Source organism: Pleomorphomonas carboxyditropha (assembly GCF_002770725.1).
GTDB lineage: Bacteria > Pseudomonadota > Alphaproteobacteria > Rhizobiales > Pleomorphomonadaceae > Pleomorphomonas > Pleomorphomonas carboxyditropha.
The window spans coordinates 76,325-98,036 of sequence record NZ_NQVN01000012.1; the positions used below are offsets into that span (position 1 = coordinate 76,325).

The 21,712-nt window shown below is 67.6% G+C and carries 20 protein-coding genes and 1 tRNA gene; 13 read left to right on the forward strand and 8 right to left on the reverse strand.

Features of this window, described 5'->3' with window-relative positions:
* Positions 1–176 precede the first annotated feature (176 nt).
* Positions 177–1,298, forward strand: a complete 1,122-nt coding sequence (locus CJ014_RS17020; protein WP_165790874.1) for an extensin-like domain-containing protein — start codon at positions 177–179, stop codon at positions 1,296–1,298.
* Positions 1,299–1,333: 35 nt separating this feature from the next.
* Here CJ014_RS17020 and CJ014_RS17025 read toward each other — a convergent pair whose 3' ends face one another.
* The gene (locus tag CJ014_RS17025; RefSeq protein ID WP_165790875.1) at positions 1,334–2,116 is read right to left on the reverse strand and encodes an IclR family transcriptional regulator; all 783 of its coding nucleotides are present in this window, start codon (positions 2,114–2,116) and stop codon (positions 1,334–1,336) included.
* Between the two features lie 106 nt (positions 2,117–2,222).
* Between CJ014_RS17025 and CJ014_RS17030 the strand changes: the two genes are divergently transcribed.
* The 6 genes from CJ014_RS17030 (at position 2,223) to CJ014_RS17055 (ending at position 8,284) form a co-directional block, all read left to right on the forward strand.
* A complete protein-coding gene (locus CJ014_RS17030) occupies positions 2,223–3,194 on the forward strand; it encodes a mannonate dehydratase (protein ID WP_100081684.1) in 972 nt (323 codons plus the stop codon).
* Positions 3,195–3,198: 4 nt separating this feature from the next.
* The gene (locus CJ014_RS17035) at positions 3,199–4,134 is read left to right on the forward strand and encodes a carbohydrate ABC transporter permease (RefSeq protein ID WP_100081685.1); all 936 of its coding nucleotides are present in this window, start codon (positions 3,199–3,201) and stop codon (positions 4,132–4,134) included.
* Between the two features lie 11 nt (positions 4,135–4,145).
* A complete protein-coding gene (locus CJ014_RS17040; protein WP_100081686.1) occupies positions 4,146–4,988 on the forward strand; it encodes a carbohydrate ABC transporter permease in 843 nt (280 codons plus the stop codon).
* Positions 4,989–5,017: 29 nt separating this feature from the next.
* Positions 5,018–6,298: an ABC transporter substrate-binding protein gene (locus tag CJ014_RS17045; RefSeq protein WP_133121873.1), complete on the forward strand. Its 1,281-nt coding sequence runs from the start codon at positions 5,018–5,020 to the stop codon at positions 6,296–6,298.
* 125 nt (positions 6,299–6,423) lie between these two features.
* Positions 6,424–7,173, forward strand: a complete 750-nt coding sequence (locus CJ014_RS17050; RefSeq protein ID WP_100081688.1) for an RraA family protein — start codon at positions 6,424–6,426, stop codon at positions 7,171–7,173.
* 19 nt (positions 7,174–7,192) lie between these two features.
* The gene (locus CJ014_RS17055) at positions 7,193–8,284 is read left to right on the forward strand and encodes an ABC transporter ATP-binding protein (RefSeq protein WP_100081689.1); all 1,092 of its coding nucleotides are present in this window, start codon (positions 7,193–7,195) and stop codon (positions 8,282–8,284) included.
* 13 nt (positions 8,285–8,297) lie between these two features.
* Here CJ014_RS17055 and CJ014_RS17060 read toward each other — a convergent pair whose 3' ends face one another.
* Positions 8,298–8,537 carry a type II toxin-antitoxin system Phd/YefM family antitoxin gene (locus CJ014_RS17060; protein WP_100081690.1) on the reverse strand — a complete coding sequence of 80 codons (240 nt, stop codon included), beginning with the start codon at positions 8,535–8,537 and terminating at the stop codon, positions 8,298–8,300.
* Positions 8,538–8,608: 71 nt separating this feature from the next.
* On the opposite strand from CJ014_RS17060, the gene CJ014_RS17065 reads away from it, so the two are divergent.
* From CJ014_RS17065 to CJ014_RS17075, 3 genes are all read left to right on the forward strand, one after another.
* Positions 8,609–8,839, forward strand: a complete 231-nt coding sequence (locus CJ014_RS17065; RefSeq protein ID WP_100081691.1) for a hypothetical protein — start codon at positions 8,609–8,611, stop codon at positions 8,837–8,839.
* A 243-nt stretch (positions 8,840–9,082) separates the two neighbouring features.
* Positions 9,083–10,345, forward strand: coding sequence for a multidrug effflux MFS transporter (locus CJ014_RS17070; protein ID WP_100081692.1), 1,263 nt, complete (start codon positions 9,083–9,085; stop codon positions 10,343–10,345).
* Between the two features lie 217 nt (positions 10,346–10,562).
* Positions 10,563–11,063 carry an Hsp20/alpha crystallin family protein gene (locus CJ014_RS17075; RefSeq protein ID WP_100081693.1) on the forward strand — a complete coding sequence of 167 codons (501 nt, stop codon included), beginning with the start codon at positions 10,563–10,565 and terminating at the stop codon, positions 11,061–11,063.
* 43 nt (positions 11,064–11,106) lie between these two features.
* Here CJ014_RS17075 and CJ014_RS17080 read toward each other — a convergent pair whose 3' ends face one another.
* Positions 11,107–12,312 (reverse strand): lytic murein transglycosylase, encoded by a 1,206-nt coding sequence (locus CJ014_RS17080; protein WP_165790876.1) that lies wholly within the window; start codon positions 12,310–12,312, stop codon positions 11,107–11,109.
* 181 nt (positions 12,313–12,493) lie between these two features.
* Here CJ014_RS17080 and CJ014_RS17085 point away from each other — a divergent pair.
* Positions 12,494–12,570 (forward strand) — tRNA-Met (locus CJ014_RS17085).
* A 244-nt stretch (positions 12,571–12,814) separates the two neighbouring features.
* On the opposite strand, the gene CJ014_RS17090 is transcribed toward CJ014_RS17085, so the two are convergent.
* The 5 genes from CJ014_RS17090 to CJ014_RS17110 form a co-directional block, all read right to left on the reverse strand.
* On the reverse strand, positions 12,815–14,983 hold the full coding sequence (locus CJ014_RS17090) for a FepA family TonB-dependent siderophore receptor (protein ID WP_100081695.1): 2,169 nt from the start codon (positions 14,981–14,983) through the stop codon (positions 12,815–12,817).
* 288 nt (positions 14,984–15,271) lie between these two features.
* Positions 15,272–16,030: an iron ABC transporter ATP-binding protein gene (locus tag CJ014_RS17095; RefSeq protein ID WP_100081696.1), complete on the reverse strand. Its 759-nt coding sequence runs from the start codon at positions 16,028–16,030 to the stop codon at positions 15,272–15,274.
* Positions 16,027–16,995 carry an iron chelate uptake ABC transporter family permease subunit gene (locus CJ014_RS17100; protein ID WP_100081697.1) on the reverse strand — a complete coding sequence of 323 codons (969 nt, stop codon included), beginning with the start codon at positions 16,993–16,995 and terminating at the stop codon, positions 16,027–16,029. The genes CJ014_RS17095 and CJ014_RS17100 overlap by 4 nt, the downstream gene beginning before the upstream one ends.
* The gene (locus CJ014_RS17105; protein WP_100081698.1) at positions 16,985–17,956 is read right to left on the reverse strand and encodes an ABC transporter permease; all 972 of its coding nucleotides are present in this window, start codon (positions 17,954–17,956) and stop codon (positions 16,985–16,987) included. Before CJ014_RS17105 ends, CJ014_RS17100 begins: the two co-directional genes overlap by 11 nt.
* Before the next feature lie 66 nt (positions 17,957–18,022).
* Positions 18,023–18,940: a siderophore ABC transporter substrate-binding protein gene (locus CJ014_RS17110; protein ID WP_100081699.1), complete on the reverse strand. Its 918-nt coding sequence runs from the start codon at positions 18,938–18,940 to the stop codon at positions 18,023–18,025.
* Positions 18,941–19,276: 336 nt separating this feature from the next.
* Between CJ014_RS17110 and CJ014_RS17115 the strand changes: the two genes are divergently transcribed.
* The gene (locus CJ014_RS17115) at positions 19,277–20,734 is read left to right on the forward strand and encodes a glycosyl transferase family protein (RefSeq protein WP_245427415.1); all 1,458 of its coding nucleotides are present in this window, start codon (positions 19,277–19,279) and stop codon (positions 20,732–20,734) included.
* Between the two features lie 69 nt (positions 20,735–20,803).
* Entirely contained in the window at positions 20,804–21,580 is a 777-nt protein-coding gene (locus CJ014_RS17120) for a class I SAM-dependent methyltransferase (RefSeq protein ID WP_100081700.1), read from the forward strand.
* The last annotated feature ends 132 nt before the right edge of the window (positions 21,581–21,712 follow it).

Consider the following 21,712-nt stretch of genomic DNA (forward strand, 5'->3'; position numbering starts at 1 on the left):
GGAATTTACCCCCAGGTGCCAGTGTGCCGACCTATCCCTTTGTTCCCCAATATAAAACTTTCATCCTATGCGAAGGCATAGGACCTCGGGCAGGACGAAGCGATCGGCCGATATGGCGCTCCCCACCCCCGGTTAACGTAAACCGGACCTTAAGCCATTCCCGCCAAACTGGGGGCATGAGACCCTCTCGTATCGCGTCCGGTCTGCTGTCGTTCATCCTGTCCGCCGCGCTGGCGGGCTGCGGCTTCTTCGAATCCGAGGAGCGCGAGCCCTGGCGCGCCCAGGCGGAGGCCGCCTGCTACGCCCGCAACCTCGTCAAGCTGTCGCCGCTGATCCAGCCGGCCAATGCCATCAAGGGCAAGGGCATCTGCGGCATCGACCGGCCGCTCAAGGTGAAGGCGCTGGAGGACGGCACCGTCAGCCTCGGCTCGCGATCGCTGGTTCTCTCCTGCCCGATGACGGCGGCGCTCGAACGCTGGGTGGCCGAAAGCGTCATGCCGGCGGCGCTCGCCCGCTACGGCCTGCCGGTGGTCGAGATCAAGAACTTCGGCACCTACAACTGCCGGCCGCGCAACAACGTCTCCGGCGCCCGCCTGTCCGAGCACGCCTTCGCCAACGCCTTCGACTTCGCCGGCATCGTGCTGTCCAACGGCTACACCGTCACCGTCAAGAAGGGCTGGTACGGCAACGCCACCGACCGCGCCTTCCTGCGCGAAGTGACGCGCGGCGCCTGCGGCGCCTTCACCACCGTGCTGGGCCCCGGCGCCGACCGCTCGCACGACGACCACCTGCACCTCGACCTCGCCCGCCACAACAACGCCGGCACCTACCGCTACTGCAAGCCGCACCCGGAGGTGCCGCCGCGCACCGCGCCGATGTTCACGCCCGACCAGAACGTGCCGATGGCGAGCCTGCCGCCGGCCAACCCGGTGTGGCCGGCCGCCGCCCAGCCGGCGCCCGCCGCCCCGACCTATACGAGCGGCAACCCGTCCTTCGACGCGCCGCTGCCGCCCGCCCCGATCGGCAACGGCGCCCAGCCGGCCTACCAGACCGCCCAGCCCGCCTATCCGGCGCCGCAGCCGGCCTACCCCGCGGCCCAGCCGACCTACGCCGACACGCCGGCCGCCCAGCCGCCCGGCTGCCCGGCCGGCTACATCTGCACGCCGGTGGGACAAGGCACCTACGTGCCGCCGCCCACCGGCGCCGGCAACATCGGCTGGAGCGTCGGCGCCCAGCCCGTCCAGGGCTATTCGCCGACCGACATCACCGGCTCCATCGCGCCCTATTCGGACGACTGAGCAACGCAGGCTCCCTCGCGGAACCGCCCCACGGATCACGGCAGCTTGCCGGCGATCGTCGTGGATATGTCGGCGGCGCCGGAAATTGCCGCCTGGCGGATCCGTTCCTTGTAGGCATCGTCGGCGCCCGCCATGAAGGTGATGCTGAGGGCGGCGGCGACCTCGCCGTTCGGTCCGCCGATCGGCGCCGCATAGGACAGGACGTTGAGGCTGTATTCGCCGGGATCGTGGCTCCATCCCTGCGCCCGCACCCTGGCATACTCGGCTTCCAGCTCCTGCCGCGTCGTCAACGTGCGGGGCGTGAAGGCGACCAGTTGCTTCGGCAGCATCCGGTCGCGCTGGTCTTCCGAAAGATTGGCCATCAGCACCTTGCTGGCACCGCCGGCATGCGGCGGCAGGAGCTCGCCGAGCGTGTAGCTGAAGGCGTGCAGGCTGCGCCCGGTGGAGCCGGCGACCAGGATGATCGCGTCGCGCTCGATCACCGACACCTTGCAGGTTTCGCCGGTGATGGTCGCCAGCCGGTCGAGCGCCGGCTGGATGAAGCGCGTGAACTTGAAGAAGCGCGACGCCACGGTGACGTTGTCGGCGAGCTCGAGCAGCCGTGCGCCGAGGCAATAGGAGCCGTCCGGCAACTGCTGGACCATCCTGTGGCTCTCGAGCGAGTTGAGGAGCCGATAGACGGTCGACCGGGCGATCCCCGTCCGCTCGACGATGTCCCGGAACGGCGCGCCTTCCGGCTGCCGTTCGATCGTCGCGAAAATCTTCATCATCCGCTCTATGGCCGGATTGCCGTTCGCCTCGCCCGCCTCGGTGTCCATCAGCTTGACCCTTTCCGCTGAACGGCGTATGTTTATCATATGAACTCGATAAGTTCAAATATGAACTTATCGTACCGGTGCTGGGAGGCGCCGGCGGGAGGAAAAGGTGAAACCATCGCTTAGTCTCGAGCCGGTCGTCGGCCCAAACTGGCATTACGCAGCCGAGCTCGGCATCACCGACATCGTCGCCATCCGCGACCAGACCGACGAGGTGCCGATCTGGGACTTGCCGGTCCTCGAACGCGTCAAGAAGACCTACGAGGATTTCGGCTTCAGGGTCGCCGTCCTGGAAGGCTGGGTTCCGTTCGACAGCTTCCGCCTGCGCAAGCCCGACGCCGATCTCGACCTCAAGCGCATGATCGCCGTCATCGAGAACATGGGTAAGCTCGGCATCGGCGTCCTCTGCTACAGCTGGATGGCGGTCAACAACTGGACGCGCACCTCGACGGCGACGCCGACGCGCGGCGGGGCGCTGACCAGCAGCTACGACCACGCGGTTTCCGAACGCGATCCGCGCTCCCGGCAGGGCATTGTCGTCAGCGAGGACCTGTTGTGGGAGACGCTGGAGCAATTCCTCAAGGCCATCGTTCCGGTCGCCGAGAAGGCCGGCGTCAAGCTCGCCATCCATCCGGACGATCCACCCCTGTCGCCGCTGTTCGGCGTCGGCCGCATCATGCGCTCGGTCGAGGCGTTCGACACGGCGCTGAAGCTCGTCGACAGCCCAGCCAACGGCATCACCTTCTGCCAGGGCAACTTCGCGGCGATGAACGCCGACGTGCCGGCCGCCATCCGCCATCTCGGACGCGACGGCCGCATCCACTTCGCCCACTTCCGCGACATCGTCGGCGACGCCTACCGGATGACGGAAACCTTCCATGACGCCGGCAAGACCGACATGCTGGCCGCCATGCGCGCCTATCGCGACATCGGCTTTTCCGGCGTCATGCGCACCGACCATGCGCCGGTGATGTGGGGGGAGGACAACGGCAAGCCCGGCTACAAGTCGCTCGGCCACATCTACGCCATCGGCTACATGCGCGGCCTGATGGAGGCCGTCGCAGCGGACGCGGGGCGCTGACGCCATGAACGCGCGCGCCGTGCCCGCGGGCTTCTCCAGCCCGCCGCCGCCCGAGCGTCCCCGCCGGACCCACCGGCCGGACTGGCTGGTCGCCTACATGTTCATGGCGCCGGCGGCGGCGATCTTCGCCGCCCTGATCACCTACCCGCTCATCGACGGCATCGCCACCGCCTTCACCGACCGGGCGATCGCCCAGCCCGGCAAGGCGGTCGGCTTTGCCAACTTCGCCGGCCTGTTCGCCGATCCGGTCTTTCTGCACTCGGCCTGGAACTCGCTGCTGCTGACGGCGGGAACCGTGGCGCTCAAGCTGGTCCTCGGGCTGGCGTCGGCGCTCGTCCTCTCCCAGGCCATCCCGATGCGGGGCCTGGTGCGGGCGCTGGCCTTTCTGCCCTGGGCCGTCCCCGGCATGATCGCCAGCCTGGCCTGGAAGTGGATATTCGACGAGCAGAGCGGCGTCCTGCAATATCTGGTGCTCAGCCTCGGCCTCGTCGACCGGCCGGTCTATTTCCTGTCGGATCCGGCGATCGCGCTGTTCTCCGTTGCCGCCGCCATGGTCTGGCAGGGCCTGCCCTTCTTCACCATGATGTTCCTCGCCGCGCTCGCCTCGATTCCCGCCGATCTGCACGAGGCGGCCGCCATCGACGGCGCCGGCGGCATCCGGCGCTTCCTGTCGGTGACGCTGCCGCAGATGCGCGGCGTGATCGCCGTCACCGTGATGCTGTCGACGATCTGGACCTTCAACTCCTTCGAGATGGTGTTCGTGCTGACCGGCGGCGGACCGGCCAACCGCACCCACATCCTGCCGACGCTCGCCTACCAGTATGCCATCGGCGAAAGCCATCTCGGCCTCGGCTCGGCCGTCATCGTTTCGGTGATCCCGGTGTTCGTCGTCCTGATCTTCCTGCTGACCCGCAGAATGCTGCGGCAGGATCTCGATTGAGAGGTGAAGAGATGGTCGAACGCACCCGCACCATCGTCGTCCGGCGGATCGTCACCGCCGTCGGCATCCTGTGCATCCTGGCCTGGTCGCTGGCGCCGGTCTACTGGGTGGTCGTCACCTCGCTCAAGACCTCGCAGGAGATCTACAGCATCCCGCCGACGCTGCTGCCGCGCGCGCCGACGCTCGACAACTATCGCGACGCCCTGTTCGGCTCGCAATTCGCCCGCTTCGTGCTCAACAGCTTCGTCGTGGCGCTCGGCGTCACCGCCGTCTCCGCCGTCATCGGCGCGCTGACCGCCTACCCGATCTCGCGCATGAGCTTTCCCGGCCGGGCGACCTCGGCGCGGCTGATCGTCGCGGCCTACCTGCTGCCGCCCTCGCTGCTGTTCATCCCGCTTTTCATCGTGCTGCAACGGCTCGGGCTGATCGACACCAGGATCGGCCTCGTCCTCGCCTATCTGACCTTCACCGTGCCCTTCTGCACCTGGATGCTGATCGGCTATTTCCGCACCATCCCCAAGGAGCTCGACGAAGCGGCGCTGATGGACGGCGCCAGCCGCCTGCAGACGCTCACCCGGGTGGTGCTGCCGATCGCCACGCCCGGCATCGCGGTGGTGGCCCTGTTCGCCTTCACCCATGCCTGGAACGAATTTCTCTACGCTCTGGTCTACGTCTACTCGAACACGAGCAAGACGTTCACCGCCGGACTTTCCGGATTGGTGATGGGGGACACGTTCATCTGGGGCGAACTGATGGCCAGTTCGGTCATCGCCATCGCCCCGATCCTCATCATCTACATCGCTGCCCAGAAATACATCGTGGAAGGACTGGCGGCCGGCAGCGTCAAGGGTTGAAGAGCCGCCTGAACTGGGAGGAAGGCTTCATGAACACGAGAACATTGCTTGCCGCGTCGGCGATCGCGCTGATGGCAACGGCCGCGCAGGCCGAAAAGCTGACGGTCTGGGGGCTCCAGGCCTTCAACAAGGACGCCGACGCCCTGATCGGCCGGATGGCCCAGGACTTCGGCAAATCGCGCGGCGTCGACGTCGAATACGTCGTCGTGCCCGCCAACGTGCTGACGCAGCGCCTGGCGGCCGCCTTCGAGGGGCACGCCGCGCCCGACGTCTACATGCAGATCGGCCAGAGCACCCCCTACTACGCGGACCGGGGGCTGACCAAGCCGGTCGACGACCTCCTCGCCGAGATGCGCGCCGTCGACGGCGGCATCTACGAGAGCCTCGCCCTGCAATCGACCTACAAGGGCGTCGCCCATTCGATCCCCCTCGAGGTGGACGTCGTCCCGATGTTCGCCCGAACCGACCTGCTGAAAGCGGCCGGCATGGAGCTGCCCAAGACCTGGGAGGAGCTCGGCGCGGCCGCCAAGGCGATCGTCAAGGCCAACCCGCAGTATACCGGCCTCGGCCTGCCGGTGAGCACAGCCAACGACGCCGAGTCCGACATCCTGATGCTGGTCTGGTCGTTCGGCGGCGCCATGTTCGCCGAGGACGGCTCGACCGTGACCTGGAGCTCGCCGGAGACGACGGCCGCCTACGCCTATATCGAGGACCTGTTCAAGGCCGGCGCCATTCCGCGCAGCGCCCTGACCTGGGACGACGCCGGCAACAACACGGCCTACCAGACCGGCCGCGCCGCCTTCATCATGAACCCGGCCAGCGTCTATTCCTGGATGGTCCAGAACGACCAGACGCTGCTGTCGAACAGCGCCATGATCGCCATTCCCAAGGGACCGGGCCCGAAGGGCCGCAGCGCCACGATGATCAGCTCGTTCGCCTGGATGCTGAGCAGCGAGACCCGGCAGGACGCCCTGGCCAAGGACTGGATCCGCTACTTCTTCCAGCCGGACAACTACGAAAAGCTGATCGAGGTGACCGGCGGCCGCTGGGTGCCGATCTTCCCGAAGCTGATGCAGACCATGCCGCTGTTCAAGGACAATCCGGCCTTCGCCAGCTTCGACGATCTCGCGAGGAACGGCCTCGCCATCGGCTTCCAGGGTCCGCCGACGCCGCTCGCCTCGGAGATCTACAACGCCAAGGTCGTCTCGACCTCGGTCCAGCACATGCTGGTCGACGGCTACAGCCCGGCGGACGCCGTCGCCTGGGCCACCAAGGAGATCGAGGGGATCAAGGCCAGGCAGGCCCGGTAATCCTCGACCGCGACACCCCTTCCGCCGGCCGGCCGGTCGGCGGAAGCCCCCGCGGGGCGTCACCTCGTCCCGAACGGCACGCACCGCGACCGCCGACCATCGTCGGCCTTCAGGACCCTCAGGACATGCAAATTCCAACCATTCAGAGACCTCCCAAAGCCCTGGTCAAGGCGCTGGCCGAAATCGGCACCGCCACGATCGCCGGCGAGATCAGCAAAATCGGCATTCGCAACCCGTTCATCTGCGGTCCGGTGCCCTTCATCCGCGGCAAGACCATCGCCGGGCCGGCGCTGACGCTGCAATTCCTGCCCAAGCGCGAGGATGTCTACGACATCGACGAATACCAGGACCCCGAGGCCCAGATGCACCGGCAGGTGCTCTATCAGGTCGAGGAGGGAGACGTCGTGGTGGTCGACGCCCGCGGCGACATGCTGAGCGGCGTGTTCGGCGAGATGATGCTGACCTATCTCAAGGGACGCGGCGGCGCCGGCACGGTGATCGACGGCTGCATCCGCGATTGCCGCAAGGCCGAGGCCCTCGACTTCCCGATCTGGCTGCGCGGCGTCACCCCCAACTACCACACCCAGACCGGCATCTTCCCCCATGCCGTCAACGTGCCGATCGCCTGCGGCGGCATCCTCGTCATGCCGGGCGACATCGTCGTCGCCGACGACGACGGCGCCGTGGTGGTGCCGGTCAGCCTCGCCGAGCAGACGATCGAGCGCGCCACCCGGCACGCCGAATGGGAGGACTTCTCCCGGCTGCGGCTGTCGCAGGGCGGCGATCTCAGGACGTACTACCCGCTGAGCCCGGCCGCCCAGGACGAATACCTCGCCTGGCGCCGCGCCGAGGGCGGAGCGGCCAAGCAGCCATAGACGACGGGTGGAGGAAGCGGTGGCAAGCGTCTCACTTTCCAGGGTCACCAAGTCGTTCGGCGCCCATGAGGTGCTGCACGGCATCGACCTCGAGATCGCGGCGGGCGAGTTCGTGGTCTTCGTCGGCCCGTCCGGCTGCGGCAAGTCGACCATGCTGCGCGTCATCGCCGGCCTCGAGGAGATCACCAGCGGCGAACTGCGGATCGGCGGCGAGCTCGCCAACCGCATCCCGCCGGGCGAGCGCGGCATCGCCATGGTCTTCCAGTCCTACGCGCTCTATCCGCATATGAGCGTCTACGACAACATGGCCTTCGGCCTGAAGCTGAAGGGCATGGACAAGGGCGAGATCGACCGGCGGGTCCGGCGCGCCGCCGACATGCTCCAGCTTTCGCCCTATCTCGACCGCCGCCCACGCAGCCTGTCGGGCGGCCAGCGGCAGCGCGTGGCGATCGGCCGGGCGGTGACGCGCGACCCGCTGGTCTTCCTGTTCGACGAGCCGCTCAGCAACCTCGACGCCGCCCTCCGCGTGGCGACGCGCATCGAGATCGCCAATCTCAGCACGGCGATGCCCGGCACCACCATGATCTACGTGACGCACGACCAGGTGGAGGCGATGACGCTGGCCGACCGCATCGTGGTGTTCAACGATGGCCGCATCGAACAGGTCGGCACGCCGCTCGAGCTCTACGAGAGGCCGCGCAACATGTTCGTCGCCCGGTTCATCGGCTCGCCGGCCATGAACGTCCTGCCGGTCGTCATCGAAGGCCCGGCCGATGGCCCGGTGCTGCGCCACGGCCAGGGAACGATCCCCGCCGACGCCTTCGCCCTCGCGGCCGACGACATCGGCAGGTCGGCCTGGCTCGGCGTCCGGCCGGAGCACGCGGAAATCGTCGACGCCGGCGGAGGCGTGATGGCCGGCCGCGTCCTGTTTGCCGAAAAGCTCGGCGAGCTGACCATCCTGCATGTCGACGTCGGCGCGGCGGACCCCTTCGTCGCCAAGGTCGCGGGAACCGCCACCGCCACGCGCGGCGATCCGGTCGGCGTCCGCTTCATTCCCGAGCGATCGAACCTGTTTTCCGAACAGCAGCTCGCCTACGAACGGACGAAGTGACCGCGCCGTCAGCTCAATAGCGATGTTCGCCGGGAATCTCGGCCGCCTCGATCCGTGCCAGTCCGGCATCGGTGAGATCGGCCGAAGCGAGCGCCTCGCGCCATGCCCGCCGCATCTTTCGATAGGTTCCGGCCGAGACGATATACACCGTCTCCCGGCCGTCTTTCGTGACCCTGACCGGTTCGCTCAGGGCGCGATCATGATAGGCGCCGAAATTCTTCTCCACCTCGGACGCCGGAACGGTGCAGGACATCGCGGCCCTCCATATGTCTTGAAGCATCAAAGCCCGTCGCGATACGATGCCACTCCTGGTGGAGATGCGCCATGGCGTCCCAATCCCGCGAAAAGCTCGCCACCGTGGTCGATTCCGAGAGTCTGGCGGCCCTGCGCGATCTTGCAAAGCGCGAAGGCCGCGAGATTCAGGCGCTCGTCGACGAAGCTCTGGCCGATCTGATCGAGAAGCGCAAACATCGCAAGCCACGCGCCGGCGTCATGGCCGCCTATCGGACCAGCCACCGGGAATTCGCCCCGCTCTACAGGAAGCTGGCCGGCTGATCGGCTCTTCGGCCGTTTTGCGCGGCATCCGGCTGCCCGGCCTTTACGGCTTCGGAAGCGCATTCGCGCCGACCTATCCCTTCGTCTTAAGCAGTTTCCCGATCAATTTTTTCTGACTTGGCTCGATCGGGCTGGAAAAAACGTCTCTGAACCGCTACAAGGCAGCTCCAGGCAGGCCGCAGCGTTTTTGTTTGCGCGTCCCGGCATTCTCCGGGCCCTGCTCCCCGCATTTTAGGTTTCGTCATGATCACCACGACCGGCCAGCCGGTTCGCCAGGGTCCCGGCTTTGCCGAGACCGTCGCCCTCGTCGCCGCCCTGATGGGCCTGACGGCGCTCGCCATCGACACCATGCTGCCGGCCCTGCCGGCCATCGGCGCCAGCTACGCCTTGGCCGAGGCCAACGAGCTGCAGCTCGTCGTCTACGCCTACATGATCGGCTTCGGCGTCGCCCAGGTCGTCTACGGGCCGCTGTCCGACGTCTACGGCCGCCGGCCGCTGGTGATCGCCGGCCTGATCATCCTGATCGCCGGCGCCATCGTCTCGGCGCTCGCCTCCGACTTCGACCACCTGCTGGTCGCCCGCGTGCTGCAGGGCGTCGGCGCCGCCGCGGCGCGCGTCATCGCCGTCTCCATCGTCCGCGACCGCTATGCCGGCCGCGAGATGGCCCGCGTCATGAGCTTCACCATGATGGTGTTCATGATCGTGCCGGTGCTGGCGCCCACCTTCGGCGGCCTGCTGCTGGCGCTGGCCGGCTGGCGGTCGATCTTCGCCACCATGGCGGCGCTGTCCATCGTCGTCGGCCTGTGGTTCTACGTCCGCATGCCCGAGACGCTGCATCCCGAGTTCCGCCGCGCCCTGTCGGTGCGGTCGATCCTCGACGCGGCGCGCATCTGCGTCACCAACCGCGAGGCGGTCGGCTATTCGCTGGCCATCGGCCTGCTGTTCGCCATGCTGATGGGCTTCATCGGCTCGGCCGAGCAGATCCTCGGCTCCGACGGCTATCATCTCGGCGTGCTGTTCCCGCTGGCCTTCGCCTCGGTGGCGATCACCGGCGGCATCGCCGCCTTCGTCAACAGCCGCCTGGTGCGCACCTGGGGCATGCACCGCCTGTCGCACGGCAGCCACTTGGTCCACGTCGGGCTGACGGCCGCCTTCTTCGTCGCCGCCCATCTCTTCGGCGGCCTGCCGCCGCTCTGGCTGTTCATCGCGCTGATGATAGCGATGCAATTCTTCTTCTCGATCGCCATCTCCAACTACAACGCGCTGGCCCTCGACCCGCTCGGCGAGGTGGCCGGCACCGCCTCCTCGCTGATCGGCGCCTTCACCACGATTGTAGGCACCATCGGCGGCGCGCTGATCGGCCAGGCGTTCGACGGCACGGTGGCGCCGCTGTCCGCCGGCTTCTTCGCCCTCTCGGCCGTGACGCTCTTGATCGTCTACTGGACCGAGCGCGGCCGGCTGTTCCAGCCGCACCACCAGGGCATCGTGCCGGCCGGCGCCGAGTAGCGCCGGACAACGGCCACGCATGACGGAAAAATCGCCGGGGCGCGGCAGAAATGCCCGCCCCGGCGGCGTTTCCGGCTCTTCACTCCGCAACGCCCGCTCCCCATATATGAGGAGCCACGTTACGGGGTCCCTGGCGGACGCCGAGAAGGCGTTCGTGAGACGTTGGAGCAATTAACAAACTCTCGTCCTGGGACTCCGCGAGACAAAGGAGTTAGCCATGGACAAGAAATCCCTGATGCCCTTCGGGCGCGGTTCGACTCCCTCCCGCTCGCGCGAGGACCCGTTCCTGTCGTTGCGCCACGAGATGGACCAGCTTTTCGACAGCTTCACCCGCGGCTGGGGCCTGCCGACGCTCGCCTCCGGCGGCGACGGCTTCCTGAGCCCGCGCGTCGACATCGCCGAGACCGAAACCGGCCTGGAGATGACCGCCGAATTGCCGGGCATCGATCCCAAGGCGATCGAGCTGGAGCTCGAGGACGACATGCTCACCCTCAAGGCGGAACGCAAGTCCGACCGGGAGGAGAAGGACGACAAGCGCCGCTATCACCTGACCGAGCGGTCGACCGGCACCTACATGCGCGCCTTCACCCTGCCGTTCACGCCCGACCGCGACAAGATCACGGCCGAGTTCGACAAGGGCGTCCTGAAGGTGACGGTGCCGCGTTCGCCCGATCAGCCCAAGGCGACCAAGCGGATCGATATCCGCCCGGCCGCCTGAGCAGCCGGCGGCAACAATGGCGGGGGCGCTTCGGCGCCCCCTTTCATTTCAGGGCGGAGATCACCGCCTTGTCGGGATAGCAGGTGACGGCGAGGCCGTTTTTCGCCTGCCAGCGGCCGATGGCGACGCGGGTGCGGAAGCCGACCAGGCCGTCGGCGGTGCCGACGTCGTGGCCCATGCCTTCGAGCCGCCGCTGCACGGCGCGCACGTCGCTGCGGCTGAAACCGCCCACCTTGCCCCAGCCGCCCCGGATCGTGCCGGCTTTGGCCAGCCGGTCGCCGACCAGGCCGATGGTCAGCGCGTAGACGTCGGATTCGTTATAGGCCTTCAGCACATAGAAATTGTCCGACACCAGGAAGGCCGGCCCCATCCGCCCGGCCGGCATCAGCAGGTGGCCGACCGGCCCGACATCGGCGGCCGCGAGCGGGCGGCCGTCGGCGCGCGTCACCCCGGCCTTGATCCAGGCCGACAGCGGCTGGCCCTGGTCGGGACCCTCCAGGCTGCACGGCACCGCGGCCGGCAGCCGCACCTCGACGCCCCAGGGCACGCCGGCCTTCCAGCCGCGCGACCTGAGGAAATGGCCGATCGAGGCGATGACGTCGGGCACCGAGTTCCAGATGTCGCGCCGGCCGTCGCCGTCGCCATCCACCGCGTCGGCGAGGAACTTCGACGGCATGAACTGCGGCTGGCCGAGCGCGCCGGCCCAGGAACTCTTCATGGCGGCGCGGGAGATGTGCTCCTCTTCCAGGATGCGGAGCGCCGCCACCAGCTCGGGGAAGAACTCGGCGCGGCGCGAGCCCATGTAGGCCTGCGTCGCCAGCGTGCGGACGGCGTCCTTCTCGATCTTGGCGGCGCCGAAGGCCGATTCCTTGCCCCAGACGGCCAGCAGGATGCCGGCCGGCACGCCGGTCGCCCGCGCCGTCCTGTCGAGCACCGCCCGGTTGGCGGCGAGCCGCTTGCGGCCGCCGGCCGCCAGACCGTCGAGCTTGTTGTCGGCGAGATAGGCGGCCGGGCTCTGGAACTCGGCCTGGAAGGCGTTGCCGCCGCCGGTCGGCTTGAGGTCCGGCAGGCGGAGATCGGGCTCGAGGCCGGTGACCGCCGCCTCGAAGGTGGCGCGCTTGACGCCGGACGCCTGGGCCGCCGGCCAGACCTCGGTCTCCAGCCAGCGGGAAAAGGCGGCGTCGGCGGCCATGGCGCCCTCGGTGGAGAGCGCCAGCGCGGCGGCGAGGAAGAGGACGATTCGCTTCATCAGCGGATGGAATCGCGCCGCGGGCCTCGGGTCAAGGCCGGCCGGCGCGGACCGCGGCGCGCCGGCTTTTTGCCGCCCGGCAAACGCCGCCGGCAAAGGGTCGTCACGGGGGGGAATGGCGCTTGACAGCCCCCCTCACCCGCCCTTATATCGGCGCACTTTCCGCCGCCCGGCGGATCGTGGCAGCGTAGCTCAGTTGGTTAGAGCGACGGACTCATAACCCGTAGGTCGGTGGTTCGATTCCACCCGCTGCTACCACTCTTCTCCCCGGTAAAAGCTGTCGCAAGGTCAGGGATTTCCATCTCCCGGCGCCCCGACCCGTCCTGTCCGCCCGCCGCGGATGAAGCGTCCCGGACAGGCCGGCGCCGCCGCTGCCGGAGCCCGGGCGCCCCCTCGCGGGCCGGTCCGGATCGACGAAGACCGATCGATGCGGACAAAGGCGCCAAACGCCGACGGGGAGCGGCATGCCGCTCCCCGCTTTCCCTGGCTGACGCCTTTTTTCTCAGAAGGTGGCGTTCATGCCGAGATAGAACGACCGGCCGGGCTCGTTGTAGCTGTTGGCGCCCTCGTCGGTGCGGAACAGCCGCTCGTCGAGGATGTTCTTCACGCCGGCCGACAGCTCGAGATGTTCGGTGACGTCGTAGGTCAGCCCGAAGTTGAGGATGCCGTAGGCCTCGCGGGTCGTATCGTCCTGCGCCTTGCCGGTGCCGACGTTGGTGGCGGCGCCGGCGATCTCGCCGTAGTAGGTGCCGGACAGCGACAGCCTGAGGTCCTCGCGGACCTGCCAGTCCAGCGAGGCGTTGATGGTATATTTCGGCACCAGCGACAGCGGCTGATTGTAGGTCTTGTCCTTGGATTCGATCATGTAGGTGGCGTTGGTCGACCAGCTCAGCGTGTCGGTGATCGGGAAGGACAGGTTGCCTTCGAGGCCCTGGATGACCGCTTCCGGCGTATTGTCCCACTGGAAGTAATAGTAGGTCCCCGACGTGCCGCCGACCGCCACCGTCGAGGCGGCGATACGGTTCTTGTAGTCGTTGTGGAAATAGGTCAGGCCGACGTTGAGGAAATCCTCCTTGTTGTAGCTGATGCCGATTTCCTTGTTGATGCTGGTCTCCGCATCGAGGTCGGGATTGCCGACCACGTAGCAGCCGTCGGTGACCGAATAGCCCGGCGGGCAGCCGTTGCCGCGGGTCTTGTAAACGTAGTTGGGGTTGAGCTGATAGAGGTTCGGCGCCTTGAAGGCCCGGGCGATACCGGCCTTGATGGAGATTTCCGGCGTCAGCTCGTAGGAGGAATTGAGGCTGGGGCTCAGGTTGGAGCCGAAGGTGTCGGACTGGTCGAAGCGCAATCCCGGCGTCAGCGTCCAGTCGTCGGTGACGCGGATGTTGTCCTCGCCATAGAGGCCGAGCATCAGTTGCTCGGTCCGCTTGTCGCGGTCGGCGGCGCTGGCCGGCGTTCCGGGAATCGGGTTGGCGGTGGCCGTGGTGATCGACACCGGATCGTACATGAACTCGCCGCGGAACTCGGCGCCGAGTGTCGCGGTCTGCTCGAAGCCGAGCTCGAACGGCAGGTTCCATTCGCTCTTGGCGGAGAGGTTGTCGAGGCGGACCGTCTTCCAGGCGTCGGAGTTGATCTGTCCGTCGATGGCGCCGGTCGAGCCCTCGCCGAGGCGGGAGTTGATCGTCCGCTCCCACTGGAGATAGCTCATCGACGTTCCGAAATCGTATTTGCCGTCGTGCTGCAGCGACAGCGCGCCGCGCGTCATGCGGTTGGTTTCATTCCCGTAATTCTCTTTCAGGTAGGCGTTGGCGTCGGTCAGGTTGCTGAGCAGGCTGTCGCCGGCATAGAGATTGCCCTGCCGGCTGAGCGCGCCGTCGATGGTCAGCTTGTTGGTCTCGTCGGGCGCGATCTTGACGCTGCCGCGCACGTCGTAGTTCCGGACGCCCTCGCGGCCGGCGACCACGCTGGTGCCGCCCGCCGCGTCCGAGTTGATGTCGAGGCCATCCGGCGAAGTGCGATTGAAGCTGCCGGTCAGGTTGAACGACACGATATCGTTGACCGGCCCGCCGACCGTCAGCGACGTGCGGAAGGACTTGCCCTCCTCGCCGTGCTGCGGCAGCTCGAACAGCGTCGAGGCGGTGACCGTCAGCTTTTGCGGGCGCTTGGTGATGATGTTGACGACGCCGCCGGCGGCGCCCGAGCCGTAGCGGGCGGCCGCCGGGCCGCGGAACACCTCGATCCGCTCGATGGCGTCGACCGGCACCCAGTTGCTGTCGCCGCGCGAGTCGCGGTCGCCACCGCGCGACATCTTCACCGCGTTGCGCGACATCACCGGCTTGCCGTCGATCAGGATCAGCGTGTTGTCGGGTCCCATGCCTCTGAGGTCGATCTGCCGCTGGTTGCCGCGCTGGCCGGTCGACGACGTGCCGGTCAGGTTGACGCCGGGCATCTTGCGGACCAGCTCGGAAATATCGTTGGTGACCGGCAGCTTCTTCAGGTCGCCGGCGGTGATGGTCGAGACGCCGAGCATCTGCTTGAGCTGCTCCTCGGCGGTGACGACGATCGGATCGAGCAGGACCGAATCGTCGCCGGCGGACGCCTCGTCACCGGTCTCCGACGCGTGGCCGGACGCGCCGGAGTCCGCTGCCGACTGGGCAGCGGACGGTTGCATCTGCGCCGCCAGGGCCAGGCAGAATACCGAACATCCCACAAGAAGAAGCGCCGCGCTTGCAGACTTCCCCGCACCGGATCGCGAAACGACAGATGGACTCATTGAATAACCCAGCCCTTGATAATTTATGAGGATGGGCTGCATATTATCGGCCGCATTCAGGTCGGCAATTCGCCTCTTTTAGAACAAATTTAATTTGCATATGCGGCAACAAGACGCGGCGGACCCGGTCGGAATACTTACATTCCAGCCGCCATGGAAAGCGCTGCCGCGGGCCGCCGTACCGGTTCAGCCGTAGTAGACGGCGACGCGATGGCCGCCGATGTCGCGAACCTCGAACGCGGTGCCGTAGAGATCGCGCAGCACCTCCGGCGTGATCATCTCGGCCGGCGTGCCCTGGCTGTGCAGGCGGCCGTCGCGCATGGCGACGATATGGTCGGAGTATCGCGAGGCGAAGTTGATGTCGTGCAGCACGACGACCGCCGTCTTGCCCAGTTCGCGGGTGGCGCGGGTCAACAGCTTCATCATGGCCACGGCGTTACCGATGTCGAGATTGTTGAGCGGCTCGTCGAACAGCATGTAGTCGGTGTCCTGGCAGATCACCATGGCGACGAAGGCGCGCTGGCGCTGGCCGCCCGACAGCTCGTCGAGGAAACGATCGGCAAGCTCGGTCAGCCCGAGATAGGAGAGAGCCCGGCCGATCTGCGCCACGTCCTCCGGGCCGAGCCGCCCCTTGCCGTAGGGGTAGCGGCCGAAGGTGACGAGGTCGCGCACCGTCAGCCGCATCGCCAGGTGATTGTCCTGCCGGAGCACGGCGAGATGGCGGGCGAGCAGATCGCCGCGCGTCGTCGCCACGTCGAGGCCACCGACCGCGATGCGTCCGCCGTCCGGATCGACGAGACGGGCGATCATCGACAAAAGCGTGGACTTGCCCGCGCCGTTGGGGCCGATGATCGAGGTGATTCCGCCCTTGGGAAGCGTCAGCGAAAGGCCGTCGACGACCAGGCTCTTTCCATAGCTCTTGCTGACGTTGGCGATTTCGATCATCGGACGGCCTCCCGCAGCAGGAACAGGATGAAGAACAGCCCCCCGGCGAACTCGATGACGATGGACAGCGCCGTCGAATAGTCGAGGACGCGCTCCAGCAGCATCTGCCCGCCGACCAGGCAGATGACGGCGACGAGCACGGCGGCCGGCAGGGTGCGGGTGTGGCGGGCGTCGGGCACCAGCATGTAGGCGAGATTGGCGACCAAGAGGCCGAAGAAGGTCACCGGACCGACGAGCGCGGTGGACACCGAGACCAGCAGCGTCACCAGCACCAGGATGCGGACCGTGACGCGCCGGTGGTCGACGCCGAGGGCGATCGCCTGGTCGCGGCCGAGGGCCATCACGTCGAAGGCATGGAACATGGTGGCGCCGGCAGCGGTGACCAGGCCGACCACCAGCGCCGCGACGCCGAGCAGCGCCGTATCCACCGAGTTGAAGTTGGCGAACAGCCGATCCTGCAGCACCACGAACTCGGTGGGATCGATGACGCGCTGGAACACGGTGGACAGCGAGCGGAACAGCACGCCGAGGACGATGCCGACCAGCATGAGGTGAAACAGGTTGCGGATGGCGCCGGAGAAAAGCAGGCGGTAGAGGACGAGCGAAAAACCGACCATCGCCGCCATCTCGACGACGAACATCACGCGCGGATCGAGGGCGGTCGTGGCGGCGCTGCCGATCGCCAGCACCAGCGCCGATTGCAGCAGGATGTAGAGGGCGTCGAAACCGATGATCGACGGCGTCAGGATGCGGTTGCCGGTGATCGTCTGGAACAGCACGGTCGAAACCGCCACCGCGTAGGCGACCAGCAGCAGGGCGGCGAGCTTGCCGGCCCGGAAGGGCAGCACGAAGCCCCAGTTGCCGTGCGCCCCGACCACCATGAAGGCGACCATGGCGAGCAGCGCGACGAGCGCCAGCAGGCCGATGACGCCGCGGCCGCGGCGGTCCCTGGCCTCACGCCGCATAGGTTCTTCTCCCGGTCAGCAGGAACAGGAAGGCGACGCTGCCGACGACGCCGAGCACGGTGCCGACCGGGATCTCGAAGGGCGCGTTGAGGGTGCGCCCCAGGATGTCGCAGGCGATCACCAGGCCGGCGCCGATCAGGGCGATCAGCGGCAGCGAGGAACGGAGCCGGTCGCCCCGCCACAGGCGGACCAAGTTGGGAACGACCAGGCCGAGGAAGGGAACGACGCCGGCGGTGACCAGGACCGCCGCCGTGACGGCGGCGACCAGCATCAGGCCGAAGAACATGACGCTGCGGTAGTTGAGGCCGAGGTTCACCGCCCGCTCCTCGCCCATGCCGGCCACCGTCAGGCGGTCCGCCGCCGCGTAGGCGGCGATCGTCAGACCGCCGGCCAGCCAGAGCAGCTCGTAGCGGCCGCGCAGGATGGTGGAGAAGTCGCCGCTCATCCAGGCGCCGAGCGACTGCATCATCTCGTAGCGATAGGCGATGAAGGAGGTGACCGAGCTGATGACGCCGCCGAGCATGATGCCGACCAGCGGCACGATGACCGGCGAGCGCAGCGGAATGCGCCGGAGAATGGCGAGGAACAGCAAGGTGCCGAGGAAGGCGAACAGCATGGCCACCAGCATCTTGCCGACCACCGGCAGGTCGGGGGCGAGCAGCAGCACCAGCAGCATGCCGAGGGCGGCCGATTCCACCGTTCCCGCCGTCGACGGCTCGACGAAGCGGTTCTGGACCAGCATCTGCATGATGGCGCCGGCCACCGCCATGCCGGCGCCGGCGAGCACGAGGGCAATGGCGCGCGGCAGCCGGCTCGCCATCAGCAGCAGGGCCGCCTCGTCGCTGTCGCCCGACAGAAGCGCCCGGACGTTGTGCCAGGACAGGCTGTCGCTCGCCCCGACGAGCAGGCTGGCCAGGAACAGCAGCAGCACCAGCAGCAAGGCGGCGAGGAAAGGCTTCACTGTCGTTCGCAAAAGTTATTGGCGGGCGACCGGACGATCGCCCGCCATAGGAAAGGGCGGAGCCCGTCAGCCCTTGTCGAAGGCGGCGATCAACTGGTCGACTTCCCGCTGCAGCGAAGTGACGCCGCCGCCGATCAGATACCAACTGACCGGATCGAGCGCCACGACATGGCCCTTCTGCCAGGCGGTGGTCTTGCCGACGATCTCGTTGTCCAGGAGCTTGAGGGCGCCGCCGCCCTGATGGCCGATGGCCGCGTCGCGATCGATGATGAAGATCCAGTCCGGATTCTTGTCGAGGATATATTCGAAGGACGCCGGCTGGCCGTGCATGCCGACCTTGAGGCCGGTGTCGACCGGCTCGACGCCGTATTCGGAGAACAGGATGCCGAAGCGCGAGCCCGGCCCGAAGGTGCTGAGCTTGCCGCCGGTGGTCAAGAGCAGCATGCCCTTGCCGGCCTTCCCCGCCTTGCCCTTGAGGTCGGCGATCGAGGCGTCGAGCTTGTCAATCAGCCCCCTGGCCTCGGCGTCCTTGCCGAAGATCGAGCCGAGGGTCTCGATGTTGGTCTTGGCGCTGCCGACGAAGTTCGTGAAATCCGGCGTCAGGTCGATGGTCGGGGCGATCTTGGCGAGATCGGCGTATTTGGCGGACGAGCGGCCGCCGACGATGATCAGGTCGGGCGCGGCGGCGCTCACCTTCTCGAAATCCGGCTCGAACACCGAGCCGATCTTGGCGACCTCGGGGGCGTTGTATTTCTGAAGATAGTCCGGCTTGACCCCGCCGGGAACGCCGGCCACCTCGACGCCGAGCGCCGACAGCGTGTCGAGGCTGGCGAGGTCGTAGACGAACACCCGCTCCGGCACCGATGGCAGAACGGTTTCGCCCTTGGCGTGCTTGACGAGCGTCTCGGCGCCGGCGGCGCCCGGCTGGCCGGTGCAGGCGATGGCGGCCAGCAGGAGCGTCGCGAGCTTCAGCGATAATCTCATTTCGAAGACCTCTTTCGGGCCCGGGTCCGTCCGGATGACGAGCCGTGCGGCAGTGGTCCGTGCTTAGCGAGGCGGGCGCAAACGGGTCAATCCTCACGATTTCGAACCATTCCAATTTGCATTTTCGCCATGCGGAGGGACGCGGCCGCAGCGCTTCTACGTATTGCGAAATTGGAAATGCGCCCGATTCTCAAAATCGGCTGGTGCCCATAAAAGATGAATATTATAGTCAGCTTTACGGACCGAAGCACGGGGGAACAAGCCGCGGGCCATCCGATGGGCCAGCGGCTCCGGCGCCTTGGATAGTCGGCCGACCAACGCGAGAGGGCTAGCCTTATGATGCCGCCGAGGAAGAGCACCGCCGCCGTCGGGGACGACGGCAAGTCTTCGCCGGTCGGTCGGCTGAAGCTGCTGATGGTGCTGGACGCCCTGCTCCGGGAAGGCAGCGTCGGCGCGGCGGCCGACAGCCTCGGCTTGCAACTGTCGGCCGTCAGCCGGATGCTGTCGGAAATTCGCGACCACTACGGCGACCCGATCATGGTACGGACGGGCCGGGGCATGCGGCCGACGCCTTTGGCGGAATCGCTGCGCCAGGGCGTCAGACGCTTCGTGGTGGACAGCGAGGCCCTGCTGCATGGCGAGGCCGGAGACGAGGCATGGGACGGCGACATCGGCTGGCACAGGCGCGCGCGCCTGGCGCCGCCGCCGCTGTCGGTGACGCGCAGCGATTCCCTTGACGGCACGCCGTCGCCCGAGCACATCGCGCGCCGAAGCGCGATGATCGGCGCCAGCGCCCCGCCGCACCGGCGCCTTGCCAAATACATCTCGCATGTTTCGCCGGGACCGGGGCGCAGCCGGCCGCTGACCCGGGAGGAAGCCAGGGACGCCCTCGGCATCATCCTGCGGGGCGAGGCCGACCCGCTTCAGATCGGGGGCCTCCTGATGGTCATCCAGTATCGCGGCGTGACGGCGCCGGAGCTGGCCGGCTTCGTCGAGGCCATCCAGCAGGCCTGCCGGCCGGCCGCCGTCGGCGAGGACGTGCGTCCCGACCTCGATTGGCCGGCCTACCTTTCGCCGCGCTGGCGAAACCCGCCATGGTTCATCCACGCGGCGCGGCTGGTCGCCATGTCGGGCTATCGCGTTCTGATGCACGGGCATTTCGGCGGCGGGCCAGAGAGCGGAAAGCTGGAGGCCGCGGCCGAGGAATCGTCCATCCCGGTCTGCCTGACCCTGCCCGACGCGGCGTCCGCCATGAACGAGCGGGGGATCGCCTACGTCCCCGTCGGCGGCTTCTCGCCGCAGGTTCACGCCCTGCTCGCCACCTATCCGCTGTTCGAGATGCGCAATCCGCTCAACAATGCGGTGTCCCTCGTCAACCCGCTCAGGGCGCCGGCCGTCTTGCTGGGCGCCGCCGAGGGAGCGAACCGCGATCTTTACCGCAGCGTCGCCCAGTTGCTCGGCGTCGACGAACTGGCGATCATCGGCGCCAGCCGCGACCTCGCCCAGATAACGCCGGATCGCATGACGACGCTGTTTCGCCTGGTCGCCGGCAAGCCGCTGGACAGCAACCTGCCCGCCATGCCGGCCAAGCGGGAGCGCGTCCCGATCGGGTTCACGCAGCACGAATACTGGCGGGCCGTGTGGACCGGCGCGGCGCGCGACGCCTTCGCCGAGGCGACCATCGTCAACACGGCGGCGGTGGCCCTGCTGTGCCTTATGGGCGATCGCGGCAGCTTCGAGGACGCCCGCGAACAGGCGCGGCAGGCCTGGGCGCGGCGGCGGCAGAAGGCATAAAGGCAAACGCCGCCCATCCGTTTGCCGCATTGTGTCCCTATGATGGGACCGACGTGGAAGGGGGAAGCCATGCGCCATCGGGACGGCAGCGCCGGCGATGCCGATTACGGCCGGATCGGACACACTTACAGCGCCTATCGCCAGCCCGATCCGCGCATCGCCGCCATGATCGCCGAGGCGCTCGGCCCGGCCGGGACGGTGCTCAACGTCGGCGCCGGCGCCGGTTCCTACGAGCCGGCCGATCGCCACGTCACCGCCGTCGAGCCGTCGGCCTCGATGCGGGCGCAGCGGCCGCCGGAGCTCGCGCCGGCCATCGACGCCACCGCCGAGCGCCTGCCGTTCGCCGACGACAGCTTCGACGCCGCCATGGCGAGCTTCACCATCCACCAGTGGACCGACCTTGCCGCCGGCCTCCGCGAGATGCGCCGCGTCACCCGCGGCCCGGTGGTGATCCTCACCTGCGATCCCCGGGAGGTGGAGGCCTTCTGGCTCTCCGACTACGCGCCGAAGGTGCTGGCCACCGAGGTGCGGCGCTATCCGTCCTTCGACAAGGTGGCCGAAGGGCTCGGCACGCCGATCACCCGCATCGCCGTGCCGATCCCCTTCGACTGCCGCGACGGCTTCAACGAGGCCTATTACGGCCGGCCGGAAAAGCTGCTGGAACCGGCGGCGCGCCTGTCCTGCTCGGCCTGGAGCTTCATCACCCCCGAAGAGGCCGACGCCGCCGTCGCCCGCCTCGCCGCCGACCTCGCATCCGGCGCCTGGGACGCCAGATACGGCGCCCTGCGCCGCGAGCCCGCCTATCGCGGCTCGCTCTACCTGCTGGTGTCCTCGGGCAAGGCGTAGCCGCTGATCCAGCAAGACGTGCCTCTCAAATTGGGCAGCGCTTGAGAAGCAAGCCCGTATGCCGTTTAGCGATGAGAGACAAAGTCCGTTGGCTTTCAAAAAGCGCCCTTTCTGACACTCAAACCATCTTGA